This is a genomic window from Altererythrobacter sp. BO-6, from assembly GCF_011047315.1.
Lineage (GTDB): Bacteria > Pseudomonadota > Alphaproteobacteria > Sphingomonadales > Sphingomonadaceae > Erythrobacter.
In genome coordinates this window covers 101,356-117,342 of sequence record NZ_CP049259.1, presented here as the reverse complement: position 1 = coordinate 117,342, position 15,987 = coordinate 101,356, and the positions used below count along the sequence as shown (strand labels likewise).

At 63.1% G+C, this 15,987-nt stretch carries 16 protein-coding genes; 6 read left to right on the top strand and 10 right to left on the bottom strand.

The features are described 5' to 3' along the window. The first annotated feature begins 10 nt into the window (after nt 1-10). From G6N82_RS00550 to G6N82_RS00540, 3 genes are read left to right on the top strand one after another with little or no spacing between them, the layout of a single operon-like run. The gene (locus G6N82_RS00550) at nt 11-400 is read left to right on the top strand and encodes a hypothetical protein (protein WP_165192733.1); all 390 of its coding nucleotides are present in this window, start codon (nt 11-13) and stop codon (nt 398-400) included. A 31-nt stretch (nt 401-431) separates the two neighbouring features. Further along, complete coding sequence (locus G6N82_RS00545) at nt 432-830, top strand: hypothetical protein (RefSeq protein ID WP_165192731.1); 399 nt, start codon at nt 432-434, stop codon at nt 828-830. A 37-nt stretch (nt 831-867) separates the two neighbouring features. After that, complete coding sequence (locus G6N82_RS00540; protein WP_165192729.1) at nt 868-1,254, top strand: hypothetical protein; 387 nt, start codon at nt 868-870, stop codon at nt 1,252-1,254. Nucleotides 1,255-1,317: 63 nt separating this feature from the next. Here G6N82_RS00540 and G6N82_RS00535 read toward each other — a convergent pair whose 3' ends face one another. Continuing rightward, the gene (locus tag G6N82_RS00535) at nt 1,318-1,788 is read right to left on the bottom strand and encodes an SH3 domain-containing protein (RefSeq protein ID WP_165192727.1); all 471 of its coding nucleotides are present in this window, start codon (nt 1,786-1,788) and stop codon (nt 1,318-1,320) included. Between the two features lie 104 nt (nt 1,789-1,892). Here G6N82_RS00535 and G6N82_RS00530 point away from each other — a divergent pair, with 104 nt between their 5' ends. Then, nucleotides 1,893-2,906: a D-glycerate dehydrogenase gene (locus G6N82_RS00530; protein ID WP_165192725.1), complete on the top strand. Its 1,014-nt coding sequence runs from the start codon at nt 1,893-1,895 to the stop codon at nt 2,904-2,906. A 58-nt stretch (nt 2,907-2,964) separates the two neighbouring features. Further along, nucleotides 2,965-3,393 (top strand): nuclear transport factor 2 family protein, encoded by a 429-nt coding sequence (locus tag G6N82_RS00525; RefSeq protein WP_165192723.1) that lies wholly within the window; start codon nt 2,965-2,967, stop codon nt 3,391-3,393. Between the two features lie 31 nt (nt 3,394-3,424). Here G6N82_RS00525 and G6N82_RS00520 read toward each other — a convergent pair whose 3' ends face one another. From G6N82_RS00520 to G6N82_RS00485, 8 genes are all read right to left on the bottom strand, one after another. Further along, complete coding sequence (locus G6N82_RS00520; RefSeq protein ID WP_165192721.1) at nt 3,425-4,213, bottom strand: enoyl-ACP reductase; 789 nt, start codon at nt 4,211-4,213, stop codon at nt 3,425-3,427. A gap of 31 nt (nt 4,214-4,244) precedes the next feature. Then, on the bottom strand, nt 4,245-5,474 hold the full coding sequence (locus G6N82_RS00515) for a beta-ketoacyl-ACP synthase II (RefSeq protein WP_165192719.1): 1,230 nt from the start codon (nt 5,472-5,474) through the stop codon (nt 4,245-4,247). A gap of 9 nt (nt 5,475-5,483) precedes the next feature. After that, a complete protein-coding gene (gene fabA / locus G6N82_RS00510) occupies nt 5,484-5,993 on the bottom strand; it encodes a bifunctional 3-hydroxydecanoyl-ACP dehydratase/trans-2-decenoyl-ACP isomerase (protein WP_165192717.1) in 510 nt (169 codons plus the stop codon). A 134-nt stretch (nt 5,994-6,127) separates the two neighbouring features. Continuing rightward, nucleotides 6,128-6,856, bottom strand: a complete 729-nt coding sequence (locus G6N82_RS00505) for a class I SAM-dependent methyltransferase (protein ID WP_165192715.1) — start codon at nt 6,854-6,856, stop codon at nt 6,128-6,130. Then, complete coding sequence (gene prfB, locus G6N82_RS00500) at nt 6,853-7,980, bottom strand: peptide chain release factor 2 (protein ID WP_165192713.1); 1,128 nt, start codon at nt 7,978-7,980, stop codon at nt 6,853-6,855. The genes G6N82_RS00505 and prfB overlap by 4 nt, the downstream gene beginning before the upstream one ends. A gap of 80 nt (nt 7,981-8,060) precedes the next feature. Next, nucleotides 8,061-8,594, bottom strand: a complete 534-nt coding sequence (locus G6N82_RS00495; protein WP_165192711.1) for a peroxiredoxin — start codon at nt 8,592-8,594, stop codon at nt 8,061-8,063. Between the two features lie 76 nt (nt 8,595-8,670). After that, nucleotides 8,671-11,190: a transglycosylase domain-containing protein gene (locus G6N82_RS00490; protein WP_241255147.1), complete on the bottom strand. Its 2,520-nt coding sequence runs from the start codon at nt 11,188-11,190 to the stop codon at nt 8,671-8,673. 70 nt (nt 11,191-11,260) lie between these two features. Beyond that, nucleotides 11,261-12,130, bottom strand: a complete 870-nt coding sequence (locus G6N82_RS00485; protein WP_165192709.1) for an N-acetylmuramoyl-L-alanine amidase — start codon at nt 12,128-12,130, stop codon at nt 11,261-11,263. A 449-nt stretch (nt 12,131-12,579) separates the two neighbouring features. Here G6N82_RS00485 and G6N82_RS00480 point away from each other — a divergent pair, with 449 nt between their 5' ends. Next, nucleotides 12,580-15,258, top strand: a complete 2,679-nt coding sequence (locus G6N82_RS00480) for a ribonuclease E/G (protein ID WP_165192707.1) — start codon at nt 12,580-12,582, stop codon at nt 15,256-15,258. Between the two features lie 59 nt (nt 15,259-15,317). On the opposite strand, the gene G6N82_RS00475 is transcribed toward G6N82_RS00480, so the two are convergent. Next, complete coding sequence (locus G6N82_RS00475) at nt 15,318-15,953, bottom strand: class I SAM-dependent methyltransferase (RefSeq protein ID WP_241255146.1); 636 nt, start codon at nt 15,951-15,953, stop codon at nt 15,318-15,320. Between the last annotated feature and the right edge of the window lie 34 nt (nt 15,954-15,987).

Below are 15,987 nucleotides of genomic sequence, written 5' to 3'. Positions count from 1 at the left end.
GATTCACGCAATGAAGAGACTCATCGCTGTTGCAGGTTTGGCAGCAATTGCCGCCTGCTCGGAACCGGCTACCGAAGAAGCTGCGCCGGTCGCGGAAGAAGCGGCAGCACCTGCCGCCAACGAAGGCCCGGGTACGTTTGAAGTTACCTATGCTGACGGATCCGTCGGCACTGTAACAACGACCGAAGAGGGCACCTTCACCGTGACGCTGGGTGACGCTACCATGAGCGGGGCGGTGGCCCAGGAAGACGGCAAGATCTGCTTCGATCCTGAAGGCGATGACCCCGAACAGCCAACCCGCTGCTGGACCAACAGCGCAGTGGGCGAAGACGGAAGCTGGACCTCGACCGCAGAAGATGGCGAGACCGTAACGGTCAGGGTTGCAGCAGCAGCAGAATAGATTGCCGCACCTTTTCATGAGGGGAACACAAATGAAGAGACTGATCGCCGCCGCCGCCGTGCTGGCATTAGCGGCTTGTGCAAAACCCGCAGAGCAAGATGAAGCAGCGGCACCGGCAGCAACCGAAGCGCCTGCAGTTGCCGTAGCCAATGGTTCGCCTCCGGGAACCTACGAAGCCACAGGTCCTGACGGGACGGTCGGCACAACCGTCATCAACGCCGACGGTACATACACGGATACCGCAGCCGATGGCACAGTGGTTGCCGAAGGCACATGGGCCGTAGTTGATGGCAAGACATGCTTCACACCGACTACGGAAGGCTTGGAGCCGATGTGCTTTACCGAAAGTGCACCTGCCGAAGACGGTTCGTTCACCGCTACACCAGACAGCGGCGATCCCGTGACGGTAAGGCCGGTGCCCGCCGCCTGAGCAACGCTTCGTTTCATTGATAGATAAGGATTTTTGCATGCGTAAGCTTGTTTTGATTGCCGGGATCGCCGTGCTCGCCGCCTGTTCAGAGCCGGAAGCCCCGGCGCCGGAACCAACCGAAGAGGCGGCAGCTGCACCCACTGCAGTCGATGGCGGACCCGTAGCCGGGACCTATAACGTCGAAGGACCGGACGGCACCGCCTCGGTCTGGACGCTGGCTGAAGACGGCACCTTCACACTCACTGCCGAAGGGGTTGATCCGGTAACCGGCACCTACACTTCCGAAGGCGACCAGTTCTGTGCCGATCCTGAGGGCGAAGATGCACCCGCTGTGTGCTACACCCAGACGATTGGAGAAGACGGCAGCTGGACTTCCACCGATCCTGACGGAGCAGTTTCCAAGGTCGTTCGAGCAGCCGAATGACCTTTGCCTAGCGGCGATGGAAAGGGGCGGTTCGGGTTGGACCGCCCCTTTTTATATTGATCCTCAGGGTTCGCCCGCGCCCCACAGCCGGTTTTCCCGAATCCAGCCTTCGCGGCCCTGGACATCGATCTCGCACCAGCCCGCATCGCATTTGCCCAGCTTGCCGACAACGCCGGGCTGCGCGTTCCATTTCAGCCTGGCGGGATCCTGCGGCGCCTCGCGGATCGCCGCCAGCCCCTCGCCCACCACCAGCGCGGTTCGCTCAGGATCGAGCAAGCGCGCAACGACCCAGCCCTGCGCCCCGTCGGGATCGCTGATCAGCCGCCAGCCTTCCTGGACGCGGATCACCTTCACTGGCAGCCCCTGCCGCTTGTAGACCCACTCGATCGGGAAATCCTGGCTCGGCCCGACCCGCATGTTGACCTCGGGCGCGCGGATCGACGCCCAATAGGGCACGTCGCGCGTCTGGGCCTGAGTAGTCGCAGCAATCATGGCAAAGCAAAGCAGGAACAGGGGAGTAAGGAACCAGCGCATGGCCGATTGCATACAGCGCCATCGGGGCTCGCTTCAAGCAGGGTGTACATGCTTTACGCACAACTGCTTGACCGCCCCGCCCTTGCCGCTCTAGCGCGCAAGGCATGCCTCACCAGTCTGCACCAGCCCGCAAACCGATCGACCACACCCCGCGGGTGATTGTAACCCGGCACCTGATGCCTTCAGTGGAACAGCGCATGCGCGAACTGTTCGATGTCGAGCTGAACGAGCAGGATATTCCCTTCACCCGCGAACAGCTGATCAAAGCGATGCAGCGCGCCGATGTATTGGTGCCTACGGTGACCGACCGGATCGATGCTGAGATGATTGCCGCTGCCGGCGACCAGCTGAAACTGATCGCGAGTTTTGGGGCAGGCATCGAACATATCGACATCGCTGCGGCTGCCGCGCGCAAGATCATGGTCACCAATACGCCCGGCGTGTTCACCGACGACACCGCCGATATCGCCATGGCCGGGATTATCGGCGTGCCGCGCCGTATTCGTGAAGGCGTGGGGCTGGTGCGCAGCGGCACATGGACCGGCTGGGCGCCATCCGGCATGCTCGGGCGCAAGCTCGCGGGCAAGGTGCTGGGGATCGTCGGCATGGGACGGATCGGGCAGGCTGTGGCGCATCGCGCCCGCGCCTTCGGGCTGGAGATTGCCTACACCAACCGCAAGCGACTGCCCGAAGCGCTGGAACGGATGCTTGGCGCGCGCTTCGTGCCTGATGTCGATACGCTGGTGGCCGAGGCGGACATCCTCTCGCTGCATTGCCCGCTGACCGACGATACCCGCGGCCTGATCGATGCGCGGCGGATCGCGCTGATGAAGCCGGGATCCTCGATCATCAACACCGCGCGCGGCGAACTGATCGATCAGGAAGCGCTGATTGCGGCGCTTGAGAGCGGGCATCTCGCGGGCGCAGGTCTCGACGTGTATCCGGACGAGCCCAATGTCGACCGGAGGTTGCTCAAGATACCGAACGTCATGACCCTGCCGCATATCGGCAGCGCCACCGCTGAAGGGCGCGAAGCCTCTGGCGAGAAAGTGATCGCCAATATCCGCTTCTGGATGGACGGCCACCGCCCGCCCGACCAGGTGTTGGTCGGCCTCTGAAAGGGTTTCGCCGGATCGCGGTTGCGGCCCCGCATCGACATCCCAAGGCATTCGGATCATGGATGAATTTACCGCACAGATCGAAGAACTTGAGCACGACTGGATGCGTTGCTGGATGGCGCGCGACCGCAAGGGCATGAAAGCGCTGGCGTCTGCAGATTTCGTGTTCCTGCTGGGCGGTCAAACCTCCGCCATGCTCGACCGGCCGAGCTGGCTGGAAGCGGCGACAGGCCGTTTCCTGTGCACCGGCTATCGCTTCCGGGACATCTACGTGCGCCGTCACAAGCAGCTGGCAGTTTTCGCTGCGCGCATGTCGATCGAAGGGCGGCTAGGCCCGAAGAAGATCGACGGGGATGTCTGGATCACCGATTTGTGGCAGCGCGGTGGGATGCGGCGCAAATGGCGCCTGGTAGAGCGGACCATGTCGCGCCCTGACACCAACCCCGAATTGCCGGAAATCGTCCGCGAAATGCAGCTGTGGCGCTAGCTACTTCCCTCACCTGACAGTCAGGACACGCTCAAAGATTGTCGTGCTGCGGCATGCCCAAAACGTGGAAGCCGCCATCGACGCGGATGATCTCGCCCGTCGTGCAGGCACCCGCACCACTGCACAGATACACCGCCGTGCCGCCCACTGCCTCAAGCGTGGCATTGCCACGCAGGGGCGCGTTGGTCTCGGTATGCTTCCAGGTCTTGCGCGCGCCGCCAATGGCGGAACCGGCCAGCGTCTTCATCGGGCCCGGGCTGATGGCGTTGACGCGGATGCCTTCGGGTCCCAGGTCATTGGCGAGATACCGCACCCCCGCTTCCAGTGCCGCCTTCGCCAGGCCCATGACATTGTAATTGGGGGTGACCCGGTTGGAGCCCATGTAGGTCAGCGTCAGCAAGGTGCCGCCATGTTCCACCATCATCGGATGCGCGCGGCGGGCGATTTCGATAAAACTGTAGGCGGAGATATCCATCGAGTTCTTGAAGTTCTCACGCGAGGTATCGAGGATCCGCCCCGTCAGCTCCGATTTGTCCGAATAGGCGATGGCATGGACCACGAAATCCAGCCTGCCCCACCTCTGCTGGAGCGCACCGAAAGCCGCATCAAGCGACGCATCGTCGGTTACATCGACATCCAGCAAGAAATCCGAGCCAACGCTTTGCGCCAACGGCTCGACCCGCTTCCCGAATGCCTCGCCCTGATAGGTAAAGGCCAGCTCCGCCCCGGCATCGGCGCAGGCCTTGGCAATACCCCAGGCGATCGAGCGATCATTGGCGACGCCCATCACAAGGCCGCGTTTTCCTGCAAGCAAGCCCATGTCCAAACCTCTCACTTATCGGCGCGACCCGTTACCCGTGGAACTTCGACAACACCATCGATCCATTTGTGCCGCCGAATCCGAAGGAATTGGTCATGACGGGATCGAGCCCGGCATTCTCGACCAGTTCGGTCGCGATCTCTTCCGGCTTCAGCGCCGGATCGAGCGTTTCCACATTGATCGACGGGATGATGAAATCATGCTCCAGCGCCAACAGGCAATAGACTGCCTCCTGCGCGCCGGTGGCTCCCTGGCTGTGTCCTGTCATCGACTTGGTCGAGCTGACCGGCGGGGTTGATCCCTCGCCGAACACCCGGCGCACCGCCTCGATCTCGCCCACGTCACCCACCGGCGTCGAAGTGCCGTGCGCGTTGATGTAGCTGACCTTGCGCTCCGGGCTCAGCGTCCGCAGCGCCCCGCGCATCGCACGCTCCCCGCCTTCGCCCGAGGGCGCAACCATGTCGGCCCCATCGGAAGTGGCGGCAAAGCCAGTGACCTCGGCATAGATCTTCGCACCGCGCGCCTGCGCATGTTCAAGCGCTTCCAGCACCAGCATCGCACCGCCGCCACCGATCACGAAACCGTCGCGATTGGCATCAAAGGCGCGCGAGGCACGCTCCGGCGTGTCATTGTACTTGCTCGACATGGCGCCCATCGCGTCAAACAGGCAGGACAGCGTCCAGTCCAGCTCTTCGCCGCCACCGCCAAACATCACATCCTGCTGCCCCAGCGCGATCTGCTGTGCCGCCATGCCGATGCAGTGGAGCGAAGTGGAACAGGCCGAGGTGATGGAGAAGTTCATGCCCTTGATCTGATAGGCCGTGGCCAGATTGGCGCTGACCGTGGAGGACATGCACTTGGGCACGGCGAAAGGCCCGATGCGTTTGGTCGCACCCGTTTCCAGCACGGTCTGGTGCGCCGCCAGCATGGCCGAGGTGGAGGGGCCGCCGGAACCCGCGATCACCCCGGTCATGGGATTGATGACGTCCTTCTCCTCAAGCCCGGCATCGGCAATCGCCTGGCCCATGGCGATATAGGCATAGGCTGCGCCCGGCCCCATGAAGCGCAGCGTGCGCTTGTCCACATGCTCCGCAACGTCAAGATCGACCGCGCCCGCGACCTGCGAGCGGAAGCCATGTTCGGCCATGGCTTCGTTAAAGGTGATGCCGGACTTGCCCGCCTTGAGCGAGGCCAGCACTTCTTCTGCATTGTTGCCTATCGAGGAAACGATCCCCAGGCCTGTGACTACGACGCGACGCATGATTACCCCTTACGCCTCAGAGAGCGCGACTTTCATATCCTTGACTTGATAGATGACCTCGCCATCGGCCTCGACCCGGCCATCGGCGACCCCCATAGTCAGTCGCCGGGTTTGCACCGCCTTGGTGAAATCGACGTAATAGGTGAGCATCTTGCGATCGGGCCGCACCATGCCGGTTAGCTTGACCTCGCCGACGCCCAGGGCATAGCCCCGCCCCTTCCAGCCGCGCCAACCGAGGTTGAAGCCGGTCAGCTGCCACAAGCCGTCAAGGCCGAGACAGCCCGGCATGATCGGGTTGCCGGGGAAATGGCATTCGAAGAACCACAGATCCGGCGTGATATCGAATTCCGCCACGACATGGCCCTTGCCGTGCAGGCCGCCCTCATCCGAAATCTCGGTGATCCGGTCCATCATCAACATGGGCGGTGCGGGCAATTGCGCATTGCCGGGGCCGAACAGCTCGCCCCGCGCGCATTTCAACAGATTGTCACGGTCAAAACTGGTTGGAAAATCTGTCATTCCCGGCAATTCCCCCATCGTGTTGTATTCTGCTCGACGCAGCATGAACCCTGCCGCCCCTGATGTCTATCCGGCCCTTAGCCTACAATTCGCCCGCTTGTTTAGGCCTTTCTCGCAATAGATGTGGATCGCGTTCAGCCCTTCGCTCGTGTCAGGGCGCATGGCGTAATCGCGCCGGGCTCCGGCCGCGTTTCAGCCCGCTCGAACCGCGCGAAATATCCGCGGATGTCCGGCTTTTCGAGGAATTCAACGAGCCGGAAGCCCACCGCCTTGAACTCGCAGGATAACAGCAGCGGCGGTATCCCGTGCTGGTCGGTCGGGCGGTCGGTATCGACTACAATTACTTGCCCGCCCTCGGCGAGCGCCGGCCACAAGCGCCAGAGAAACGCGTAAGGCTCCCCCACTTCATGGTACATATGGACCAGGAAGATGCGGTCGAAACTGTCGGCCGGCAGTTGCGGGTCGTCTTCGCGGCCAAGCTTGATCGATACATTGTCGAGCCGCTGGCGCTCGACCCGCTGCCCAAGGCGGCCGAGCGCTTCGCGGTCGATATCCTGCGCCAGCACGCGGCCATCCTCGCCCACACGTTCGGCAAGGCGGACCGTGTAATAGCCTTCGCCCGCACCGATATCGGCCACGGTCATCCCGGTGGTAATGCCGGCAAGATCCATCACCTTTTGCGCTTCCCCGCGTTCGTCGCGCACGTCTTCGGTCGAAAACTGAGTCGCGGTGATGACTGACACAGGCCGATCAGCCTGGGGGAATTCGAGCGATGTTTCCGGGCGCTGGCTGGTCTGTCCGATGGGTTCGCAACCCGCCAGCAGCGCTAGCACTGTTAGCGAAAGCAGGCCAATGCGCATCATTCGACGTCGTCCACCTCGACTGCCTCGCCCGTCACGCGTTGCGCCAGCGAAGCGGCGATGAAGTCATCGATGGCGCCATCGAGCACGGCGTCGGGGTTGGTCGAGGTAACCCCTGTGCGCAGGTCTTTCACCATCTGGTATGGCTGAAGGACATAGGACCGGATCTGGTGCCCCCAGCCGATCTCGCTCTTTTCCTGATATTCGCCCGATGCCGCCGCTTCACGTTCGGCCATTTCGCGTTCGAACAGGCGTGCCTTCAGCATGTTCATCGCGGTCGCGCGGTTCTTGTGCTGGCTGCGGTCGTTCTGGCTGGCGACCACGATGCCGGTCGGCATGTGCGTGATGCGGACAGCGGGATCGGTGGTGTTGACGTGCTGCCCGCCCGCGCCCGACGCGCGATAGGTATCGATCTTGAGGTCGGATTCCTTGATCTCGATATCGATATCGTCGTCGATCACCGGATATACCCAGACCGAGCTGAACGACGTGTGGCGCCGCGCCGAACTGTCATAAGGGCTGATGCGGACCAGCCGGTGGACGCCGCTTTCGGTCTTGGCATAGCCATAGGCGTTTTCGCCTTTGATCAGCAGCGTGGCGGACTTGATCCCCGCCTGGTCGCCCGCCTGGTATTCGACCGTTTCCACCTTGAAGCCGCGCCGTTCGGCCCAGCGCGCATACATGCGCAGCAGCATTTCGGCCCAGTCCTGGCTTTCCGTGCCGCCGGCACCTGCGTGGATTTCAAGATAGGTATCGTTGCCATCGGCCTCGCCCGAAAGCAGCGCCTGCACCTTGTCGGCGTCCGCCCGCTCAGCCAGCCTGGCGAGGGTTTGCAGACCATCCGCGACAATCTCGTCCTCACCTTCGGCTTCGCCCATTTCGACGAATTCGATCGCGTCGGCCATCTCGGCCGAAATCTGCCTTACGGTATTGATCGCGGTCTCAAGCTGCTTCTGCTCGCGGGTGATCGCCTGCGCCTGCTTGGGATCGTCCCACAGCTTCGGATCCTGCACCCGCGCGTCTAGCTCGTCGAGCCGGCGCAGGGCGCGCTCCCAGTCGAGCGACTGGCGCACCAGCGCCAGCGCAGCTTCGATACGATCGATATGGGCCTGCCCTTCGGCACGCATAGTCATTCCTTCGCAAATCCGAGGGGATGCGCTTAGCGGACCATTGGCGATTGTAAAGCGGGGACCAGCCGCCCTTGCACTCAGTTGGCGAGCTTGCGCACTGCCGCCAGCGTTTTCGCCACATGGTCGCGATAATCCATGTCCGAATGGACCATCACGATCCGCCCGTCCTGCGCGATGACATAGCTGGTGCGGCTGGTGATGCCGGTGTCTTTTCCGTCACGCACCAGGGCGACATCATACCCGTCGATGATCTTGCGCGAAGCGACACCGACCGCAAATGCGTCACGGCATTCCTCGCGGCTGAAGCGCTTGAGTGTTTCGATATCGTCGTTCGACATGCCAACCACACTGGCGCCGAGCGCCTTGAACTGCGGCATGGCCTCGGCAAAGGCATTGGCTTCAAGCGTGCAACCTTGCGTGAACGCCTTGGGATAGAAATAGAGCACCACCGGCCCCTTCGCTAGCGCCGCCCGCAGGTTGAAGCCGAATTCCTTGCCTGCCAGCGCCGCCTTGGTGGTGAATACGGGTGCTTTCGCACCGACCGGCAGATCGGCGGCTGCCGGGGCGCTCAGACCAAGGGCCAGTGCCGCAGCCAGAACCAGTTTACGCATGGTCATATCCTTCCAGATGGGGTTTGCCCTATCAGCGCGTGAACCGTGAATTTGATCCCGCAGAATTGGCGGACGGCTAATATATGCCGCCCTGTTCCTCGACAAAGTCCTCCATCTGGCCTTCGCGCGCGCCCTGCTGTTCGCTGCGCGCCCGCCGCAAGAGGGCCAGCAGCTCGTCGCGCAGTGACGCGATGCGATCCTGGCGGGTGGCCGGTGGCGGCTCCGTATCAGGCTTGAACGCTTCCCAGATTACCGCAGCCTGGGGTTCATCCGAGGGCACTTCGCCGAACACCCGCTTGCCGCTTCGCCGGTCGATCTTGACCATGCGGATGCCGGGCGGCGCAATGGCGGGCAGGTCGCTCCACTTGTCGCGTGTCTTGAGGACGAAATCCTTGAAGATCGGCGCGGCGGTGTTGCCACCCTGGACATAGCCGCCGAGGTTGCGCGGCTGGTCGAACCCGACATAGACCCCGCCGACGATTTCCGGCGTGCCGCCCACGAACCAGGCATTGGTCGGCCCGTTGGTGGTGCCCGTCTTGCCGAACAGCGGCAGGTCAAGGTCGCGCAGGCGTGTCGCGGTACCCCGCGTGACAACGCCTTCGAGCATATGCACCACCTGGAACGAGGTGCGCGGATCGAGCACCTGTTCGCCCTTCAAGCCGAAGCGCGGCATCGGCTGTCCGTCCCACTTGGGCATATTGCAGCCTTCGCAGCGGCGCTTGTCCGCCCGCCAGATAACCTTGCCGCGGCGATCCTGCACGTAATCGATCACCGTCGGCTTGTTCAGCCTGCCGTGATTGGCGAGCGCAGCGTAGGCTCCGACCATCCGCTCAACCGTGGTATCGCCGGCCCCCAAGGCAAAAGAGGGATAGGCGCCATAGGATCCGATCCCGACCTTTTTGAAGGTCTCCACGACCTCGGGCATGCCGGTTTCCATGGCGATATGGATGGTCATCAGATTGCGCGACTGCTCAAGGCCCCAGCGCATCGTGTGCACCCCGCCGGATTCGCCGCCAAAGTTGCGAAAGCATTTCTCGCCGAGGTTCGCGCCCTGGTAATAACAGAACGTCTGATCGGGCACTTCGGTCGCTGGCGTCATCCCGTGGTCAAGGCCTGCGGCATAGACGAACGGCTTGATCGTCGATCCCGGCTGCCGCTCTGCCTGGGTGGCGCGGTTGAAATCGCTCAGGCGGAAATCGAACCCGCCCTGCATCGCCAGGATCCGCCCGGTTTGCACCGATTGCGCCAGGAAGCCGCCCGACACCTCTGGAATGACCGCAACCCTGAAACCGCTGCCGCTCGGTTGCACCGCGATCACGTCTCCCGGCCTGATCGAGCTCGGCGGGCTGATCAGGGGGGCCTCATTGCCATTGGCGAAACCGACCTTCGCGCTGTCACCCGACTTGCTGGTGACTACGCCAATGCGCCAGTTCTTGTAGCGCACGCCGATGAAAGAGCTTTGCAGCTGACCTGCCCAATTGCCCTTGTCCATGTCGAGCGTGGCGATCGGCCCGGTCCAGCCGCGGTTGCCGTGATACCGCAGCAGCCCGGCGCGCAGCGAATCGCGCGCTGCTTCTTGCAGGGCCGGATCGAGCGAGGTGCGCACCCACAAGCCGCCGGCGTAGACGCTGTTGGGTCCGTCTTCGGCAGTTTCGCCGAAGTCGGCGAGCAACTGGCGACGCACTTCCTCGAGGAAATATCCGGCATCGACCGAACGTTCGCTCCGTTCGGTCACCAGCCCCAGCGGCTTGGCCTGTGCTGCGCGCATTTCCGCTGCCGTAATGAAGCCGTTGTCTTCCATCTGGCTCAGCACAAAATTGCGCCGTTCGATCGCCAGCTCCGCGTTGCGCGCGCGGCCATAGCGCTCGGGCGCCTTGGGCAGGATCGCCAGGAACGCCATCTCATGCAGGTCGAGCTGGTCTACATCCTTGTCGAAATAGGCCTGGGCCGCAGCCTGCACGCCGAAGCTGCGGCGGCCGAGCGGGATCTCGTTGAGGTAAAGCTCGAGGATTTCCTGCTTCGACAGGACTCCTTCGATGCGGCGCGCCAGGATCATTTCCTTGAGCTTGCGGGTTACCGAGTACTCGTCACCCAGGAGCAGGTTCTTGGCCACCTGCTGGGTAATGGTCGAGCCGCCCACCGCGCGTTCGCCCGAACCGAATTTCATCGCATAGTCGAGCACGGCATTGAGTGTGCCGGTTATGTCTACCCCGCCGTGGCTGAAGAAGGTCTTGTCCTCTGCCGCCAGATAGGCGTCAATCAGCTTTTCCGGGAAATCGGCATAGAGCAGCTGGACGCGCCGCTCTCGGGCATAGGAATGGACAATCTCGCCATCGATCCCGCGCACCACGGTGGGCAGCGGCGTTTCATAGCCGACCAGGCTTTCCGCATCGGGCAGATCGCGCGCAAGCAGCGCCCAGATCGCCACCAGCAGCACGATCCCGCCCGCCAGGGCGGCGGCGCCCCAGCGAAACAGCTTGTGCGCGCGCCAGTTGCTGCGGAACCATTCCAGCGCCGCCGCGCTGTCATTGCGCAGCCGACTACGGACATAGTCCAGGTCAATGCGGGCGGATTCGGTCATCGTCGGATCGCTCATTCGGCGGCGGCATTAGCATGGGAATTTCACGCTAGGCTAGCCGCTTGTCGATGAATGTCACCGCAACGGGTCAGCTTGCCGTGCGACGCACGAAATAGACCCGGATCGCACGGGCCATGCTTTCGGCGAACCCACGGCGCCACTCGGGCGAGGTAAGCCGCGCGGCATCCGCCTCGTTGGTGACGAACCCCGCCTCGAACAGGACCGACGGCATGTCGGGTGCGCGCAGCACCACCAGGTCGGCCGATCGCAATGACTGCTCGTGGAAAGTGAGCCGCCCTTCACCCTCGCGCGTCACCAGCGTGGCAAATTCGATCAGATCGGCCTGCGAGCGGCGCTGCGACAATTCGACCAGAATCGCACTCACCTGTTCGCTTTGCCCTTCGATCGACAGGCCGTTGACCCGGTCCGCATCGTTTTCCTTGCGGGCGAAACGCGCCGCCGCCGCGCTCGAAGCCTTGGCGGAAAGCGTGTAAAGGCTCGCTCCGCTTATCCCGCTTTTCTCGCCCGCCGAATCCGCATGGATCGACAGAAACAGGTCCGCCTCCAGACGTCGCGCAAAATCGGGCCGCTGCGCCAGCGCCACCGCCCGGTCATCCTCGCGGGTCAGCGCGACACGCACCCCACCCTGCCGCACCAGCTCGTCACGCAAAGCAAGCGCCAGCCCGAGCGTCACGTCCTTTTCGCGTATGCCCGCGCCAACCGCGCCGGGATCGCGCCCGCCATGGCCGGGATCGATCACCACCAGCGGCCGCGACGGATCGTCCGGACCGTAGATCGTCGGCAAGTTCGCATCGTCCGCGCTGTCGGGCAAAAGGAAACGCAGCACATAGTCCCGGCCCCACTGCGGAACGGGAATATTGACCCCCGCCGCGATCAACCCGCCGACAAGCGCCAGCGGGAGCAGCACGATCAGGGCAAGATGCCAACGCAAGCTCATTGCGCATGACTGTTACGGTGTTGCCGCAGGTCAGCGCAATATGGTTGCGGGTTGAAACCCACGGTGCTAGCACACGGCCACGCGGCGCGGATGGCTCGTTGTTCCCGTTTTGGGAGAAGCGCACAAGTCCTCATTGCCGCCGCCTGGCGAAAACCTTTCCCAGGCATCACAACAGGTTGATGCAGTGAAGAGACAGCCCGCCCCGCAATTCCCGACGCCGCGTATTCCGCGCGCGACGGATCTTGCCGGCCGCGCCGCAGCATTCTTCTGCAATCTCGCACTCGCAGACACGCAAACGGAATTTCAGCCCCTGACGCCGCTTGGCCGGGGCAGAACCCATCACGTCGCCCGGGTTTCAGTCCCAGGCGGCGATTACACAACTTCACCTACATATCGGCGTTGCAGGCATGGTGGCTCAGCCCCTCCGTCTGGCGCCTGGAGAATTTATAATGGCAACGCGCATGCTCATCGACGCGCGCCACCCGGAAGAAACGCGGGTGGCGGTGGTCAAAGGCAACCGGATCGAAGAATTTGATTTTGAATCTGCCGAACACAAGCAGATCAAGGGCAATATCTACCTCGCCAAGGTAACCCGGGTAGAACCATCGCTGCAGGCGGCTTTCGTCGACTTCGGCGGCAACCGCCACGGCTTCCTCGCCTTTAGCGAAATCCATCCCGATTATTACCAGATCCCGCAGGCGGATCGCGAAGCGCTGCTGGCCGAAGAGGCTGAAGCCGCCGAGGAAGAAGCGCGCCTGCGTGACGAAGAGGAAGATCGCGGCGAACTTCCCGGCGACGAATATGATGCCGAAGACGAGGAGTCCGCCGAGGCTCTCGTCGAGGAGATCGCCGAAGACGGGGTCGAGGAAATCGACACCTCCGAGAAAGACAAGGTCTCAACGATCGAAGACGGCCATGTTGATGGCAATGGCGACGATGACGAAGACGACGATGAGGACTCGGATGACGAAGAAGCATCCGAGGACGATGGCGAATCCGGCCGCAAGTCGGGTCGCGACCGTGGCCGGCGCGGCCGTCGCCGCCAGGGTGGCGGCAAGAATCGCGCCAAGGAAGTCGACGAAGTGCGTGCCCGCCGCCAGGCGCTGCGCCGCCGCTACAAGATCCAGGACGTTATCCAGCGCCGCCAGGTGCTGCTGGTGCAGGTCGTAAAGGAAGAGCGCGGCAACAAGGGCGCGGCGCTGACCACCTATCTCAGCCTTGCCGGCCGCTACACCGTGTTGATGCCCAATTCGTCGCATGGTGGGGGCATCAGCCGCAAGATCAGTTCTGCCAGCGATCGCAAGCGGCTCAAGGAAATCGTCTCTGACCTCAAGCTGCCCAAGACCATGGGGCTTATCGTTCGCACGGCCGGGCTCAGCCGGACCAAGCCGGAAATCAAGCGTGACTTCGATTACCTTGCCCGGCTGTGGGACGAAATCCGCGAAAAGACGCTGAAATCGACCGCGCCCACCCTGATCCATTCGGATTCGGACCTGATCAAACGCGCCATCCGCGACATCTACAACAAGGAAATCGAGGAAGTCGTCGTAGAGGGCGAGGATGGCTACAAGTCTGCCAGGGAGTTCATGAAGCTCCTGATGCCGAGCCACGCGCGGCGGGTAAAAGCCTATTCCGACCCGGTCCCGTTGTTCCAGCGCTTTGGCGCCGAAGACCAGCTGCGGGCGATGTATGACCCTGTCGTTCAGCTCAAATCGGGCGGATATCTTGTAATCAACCCGACCGAAGCGCTGGTTTCGATCGACATCAACTCCGGCCGCTCCACCAAGGAGCACGGGATCGAGCAAACCGCGCTCGCCACCAACCTGGAAGCTGCGCGGGAAATCGCCCGCCAGCTGCGCCTGCGCGACATGGCCGGACTGGTCGTAATCGACTTCATCGACATGGAGTACAGCTCCAACATCCGCAAAGTCGAAAAGGCGATGAAGGATGCGCTCAGGAATGACCGGGCGCGCATCCAGGTCGGGCGGATTTCGGGCTTCGGCCTGATGGAGATGAGCCGCCAGCGGCTGCGCACCGGCGTGCTCGAGGCAACCACGCGCGCATGCCCCCATTGCGACGGAACGGGCCTGGTACGCACGGCTTCGAGCGCGGGCCTGTCCGCACTACGCTTGATCGAGGACGAAGCGGCCAAGGGCAAGGGTACGATCATCCGCCTTGGCGCCAGCACCGAAGCGGCGATCTACCTGCTCAACGCCAAGCGCGACGACCTGGTCGAGATCGAACAGCGCTATGGCGTGCGCGTCGAAGTGGTGCCGGAAGGCGAGGAAGAAGGCGCCAAGATGAGCGTTGCCAGCGCCGGCCCGCGCCCCTCGCATGCGCCAAAGTTCGAACCGATCGTCGATGACGACGACGAAGACGACATCCCCGAGGATATCGACGACGAGGATGAGGACGAAGGCCCCCGCCAGTCACGCCGCGACCGCAATGACGACGATGACGAAGATGAGCGCAAGAAGAAGCGCCGCCGGCGCCGCCGTGGCGGCCGCGGCCGCAACAAGAATCGCCGTGACGACGAGGACGAGGATGAGCGCGACGAGGAAGAAGGCGAAGAATCGTCCGGCTCCGACGATCGCGCATCCGGCGAAGACGAGAACGGCGAGCGACCCAAGAAGCGCCGTCGGCGCGGTGGACGCGGCCGCAACAAGAAGCGCCGCGAACAGGCGGGTGATGGTGAACAGGGCGAAATGCTCGATGATATCGCCGAGCAGGTCTCCGAAGACATTTCGGTAATCGGTACACCCGAGGACGCTCCGCAAGCGGACGAAAAGCCCAAGCGCAAGCGCGCGCCGCGCAAGAAGAAGGCTGAAGGCGAAACGGAAGCAGAGGCTGAAGCTGTGACCGCGCCGGAAGCCGAAGCGGCTGCGCCCAAGCCGAAGCGCGCTCCCCGCAAGAAGAAAGTCGAGGTTGAAGCTGAAGCTGAAGCAGCTCCGGCTGAACCCGAAGCGGAAGCTCCGAAAAAGCCTGCACGCAAGCGCGCAACCCGCAAGGCCAAGGCGGATTCCGAGGCAACCGAAACCGTTACGACCGAGGCTGAGCCGGCAAAGGCTGAGGAAACCAGTGGTTCGCCCAAGCGCGGTTGGTGGCAGCGGACCTTCGGCGAAGAGTGATCGGGCAAGGCGGCGCGGCACCTGCCGCGTCGCCGCCCCTTCTTACCTGCGATAGAGCCTCAAACTCCCGCCTTGCGGGCAATCCCCCATTCGTTCCATCCGGCAAAACGCGGTGCCTTGGGCAGATAACCCTGCCCCAGCGGCTCGACTTCGAACCCGGCACCACGCAGTGCTGCTCCGATCGGACGGGTCAAATGGCAATTACCGGCAAGGCGTTTCCAGACCGGCTCGATCCGGTCCTGCCATCGGGCGACATCCACGTCGGGCGCACGGCCATGTTCCAGGAACAACAGCCTTCCGCCAGGGCGCAAGATGCGGCGCATCTCCGCCATGACCTGCGCGGGATTGTCCACCGAACACAGCGTAAAGGTGCACACCACCGTGTCGAAGCTGCGTTCCGCAAACGGGATCGCTTCGCCCCGCCCTTCGCGAATGTCATGTTGCCAGCAGCGGGCGCGCGCCCGGCTTCGCGCATCCTCGAGCAACCCGCCATGCGGGTCGATCCCGCTGAAACTGGAGACCAGGCTCGACTGGTAGAATTCCTGGTTCAGGCCGCCGCCGCAGCCAAGCTCGAACACGTCGCCGCTGGCGAGGGGGACGAGTTGCGAGCGGCGTTTCATCACCTGCCCCTGCGAACAGGCAAAGGTGACGAAGCGCGGCATTACATGCGCGTCATACCACTGCCTTAATCCCACGCGCGCCTCTCCAACCCATAGCTGCGATGCAAAG

What these genes read in the sequence shown, in the direction of transcription:
- G6N82_RS00550 (WP_165192733.1), top strand. Translation starts at nt 11, where the DNA reads ATGAAGAGACTCATCGCTGTTGCAGGTTTGGCAGCAATTGCCGCCTGC.
- G6N82_RS00545 (WP_165192731.1), top strand. Translation starts at nt 432, where the DNA reads ATGAAGAGACTGATCGCCGCCGCCGCCGTGCTGGCATTAGCGGCTTGT.
- G6N82_RS00540 (WP_165192729.1), top strand. Translation starts at nt 868, where the DNA reads ATGCGTAAGCTTGTTTTGATTGCCGGGATCGCCGTGCTCGCCGCCTGT.
- G6N82_RS00535 (WP_165192727.1), bottom strand. Translation starts at nt 1,788, where the DNA reads ATGCGCTGGTTCCTTACTCCCCTGTTCCTGCTTTGCTTTGCCATGATT.
- G6N82_RS00530 (WP_165192725.1), top strand. Translation starts at nt 1,893, where the DNA reads ATGCCTCACCAGTCTGCACCAGCCCGCAAACCGATCGACCACACCCCG.
- G6N82_RS00525 (WP_165192723.1), top strand. Translation starts at nt 2,965, where the DNA reads ATGGATGAATTTACCGCACAGATCGAAGAACTTGAGCACGACTGGATG.
- G6N82_RS00520 (WP_165192721.1), bottom strand. Translation starts at nt 4,213, where the DNA reads ATGGGCTTGCTTGCAGGAAAACGCGGCCTTGTGATGGGCGTCGCCAAT.
- G6N82_RS00515 (WP_165192719.1), bottom strand. Translation starts at nt 5,474, where the DNA reads ATGCGTCGCGTCGTAGTCACAGGCCTGGGGATCGTTTCCTCGATAGGC.
- fabA (WP_165192717.1), bottom strand. Translation starts at nt 5,993, where the DNA reads ATGACAGATTTTCCAACCAGTTTTGACCGTGACAATCTGTTGAAATGC.
- G6N82_RS00505 (WP_165192715.1), bottom strand. Translation starts at nt 6,856, where the DNA reads ATGATGCGCATTGGCCTGCTTTCGCTAACAGTGCTAGCGCTGCTGGCG.
- prfB (WP_165192713.1), bottom strand. Translation starts at nt 7,980, where the DNA reads ATGCGTGCCGAAGGGCAGGCCCATATCGATCGTATCGAAGCTGCGCTG.
- G6N82_RS00495 (WP_165192711.1), bottom strand. Translation starts at nt 8,594, where the DNA reads ATGCGTAAACTGGTTCTGGCTGCGGCACTGGCCCTTGGTCTGAGCGCC.
- G6N82_RS00490 (WP_241255147.1), bottom strand. Translation starts at nt 11,190, where the DNA reads ATGAGCGATCCGACGATGACCGAATCCGCCCGCATTGACCTGGACTAT.
- G6N82_RS00485 (WP_165192709.1), bottom strand. Translation starts at nt 12,130, where the DNA reads ATGAGCTTGCGTTGGCATCTTGCCCTGATCGTGCTGCTCCCGCTGGCG.
- G6N82_RS00480 (WP_165192707.1), top strand. Translation starts at nt 12,580, where the DNA reads ATGGCAACGCGCATGCTCATCGACGCGCGCCACCCGGAAGAAACGCGG.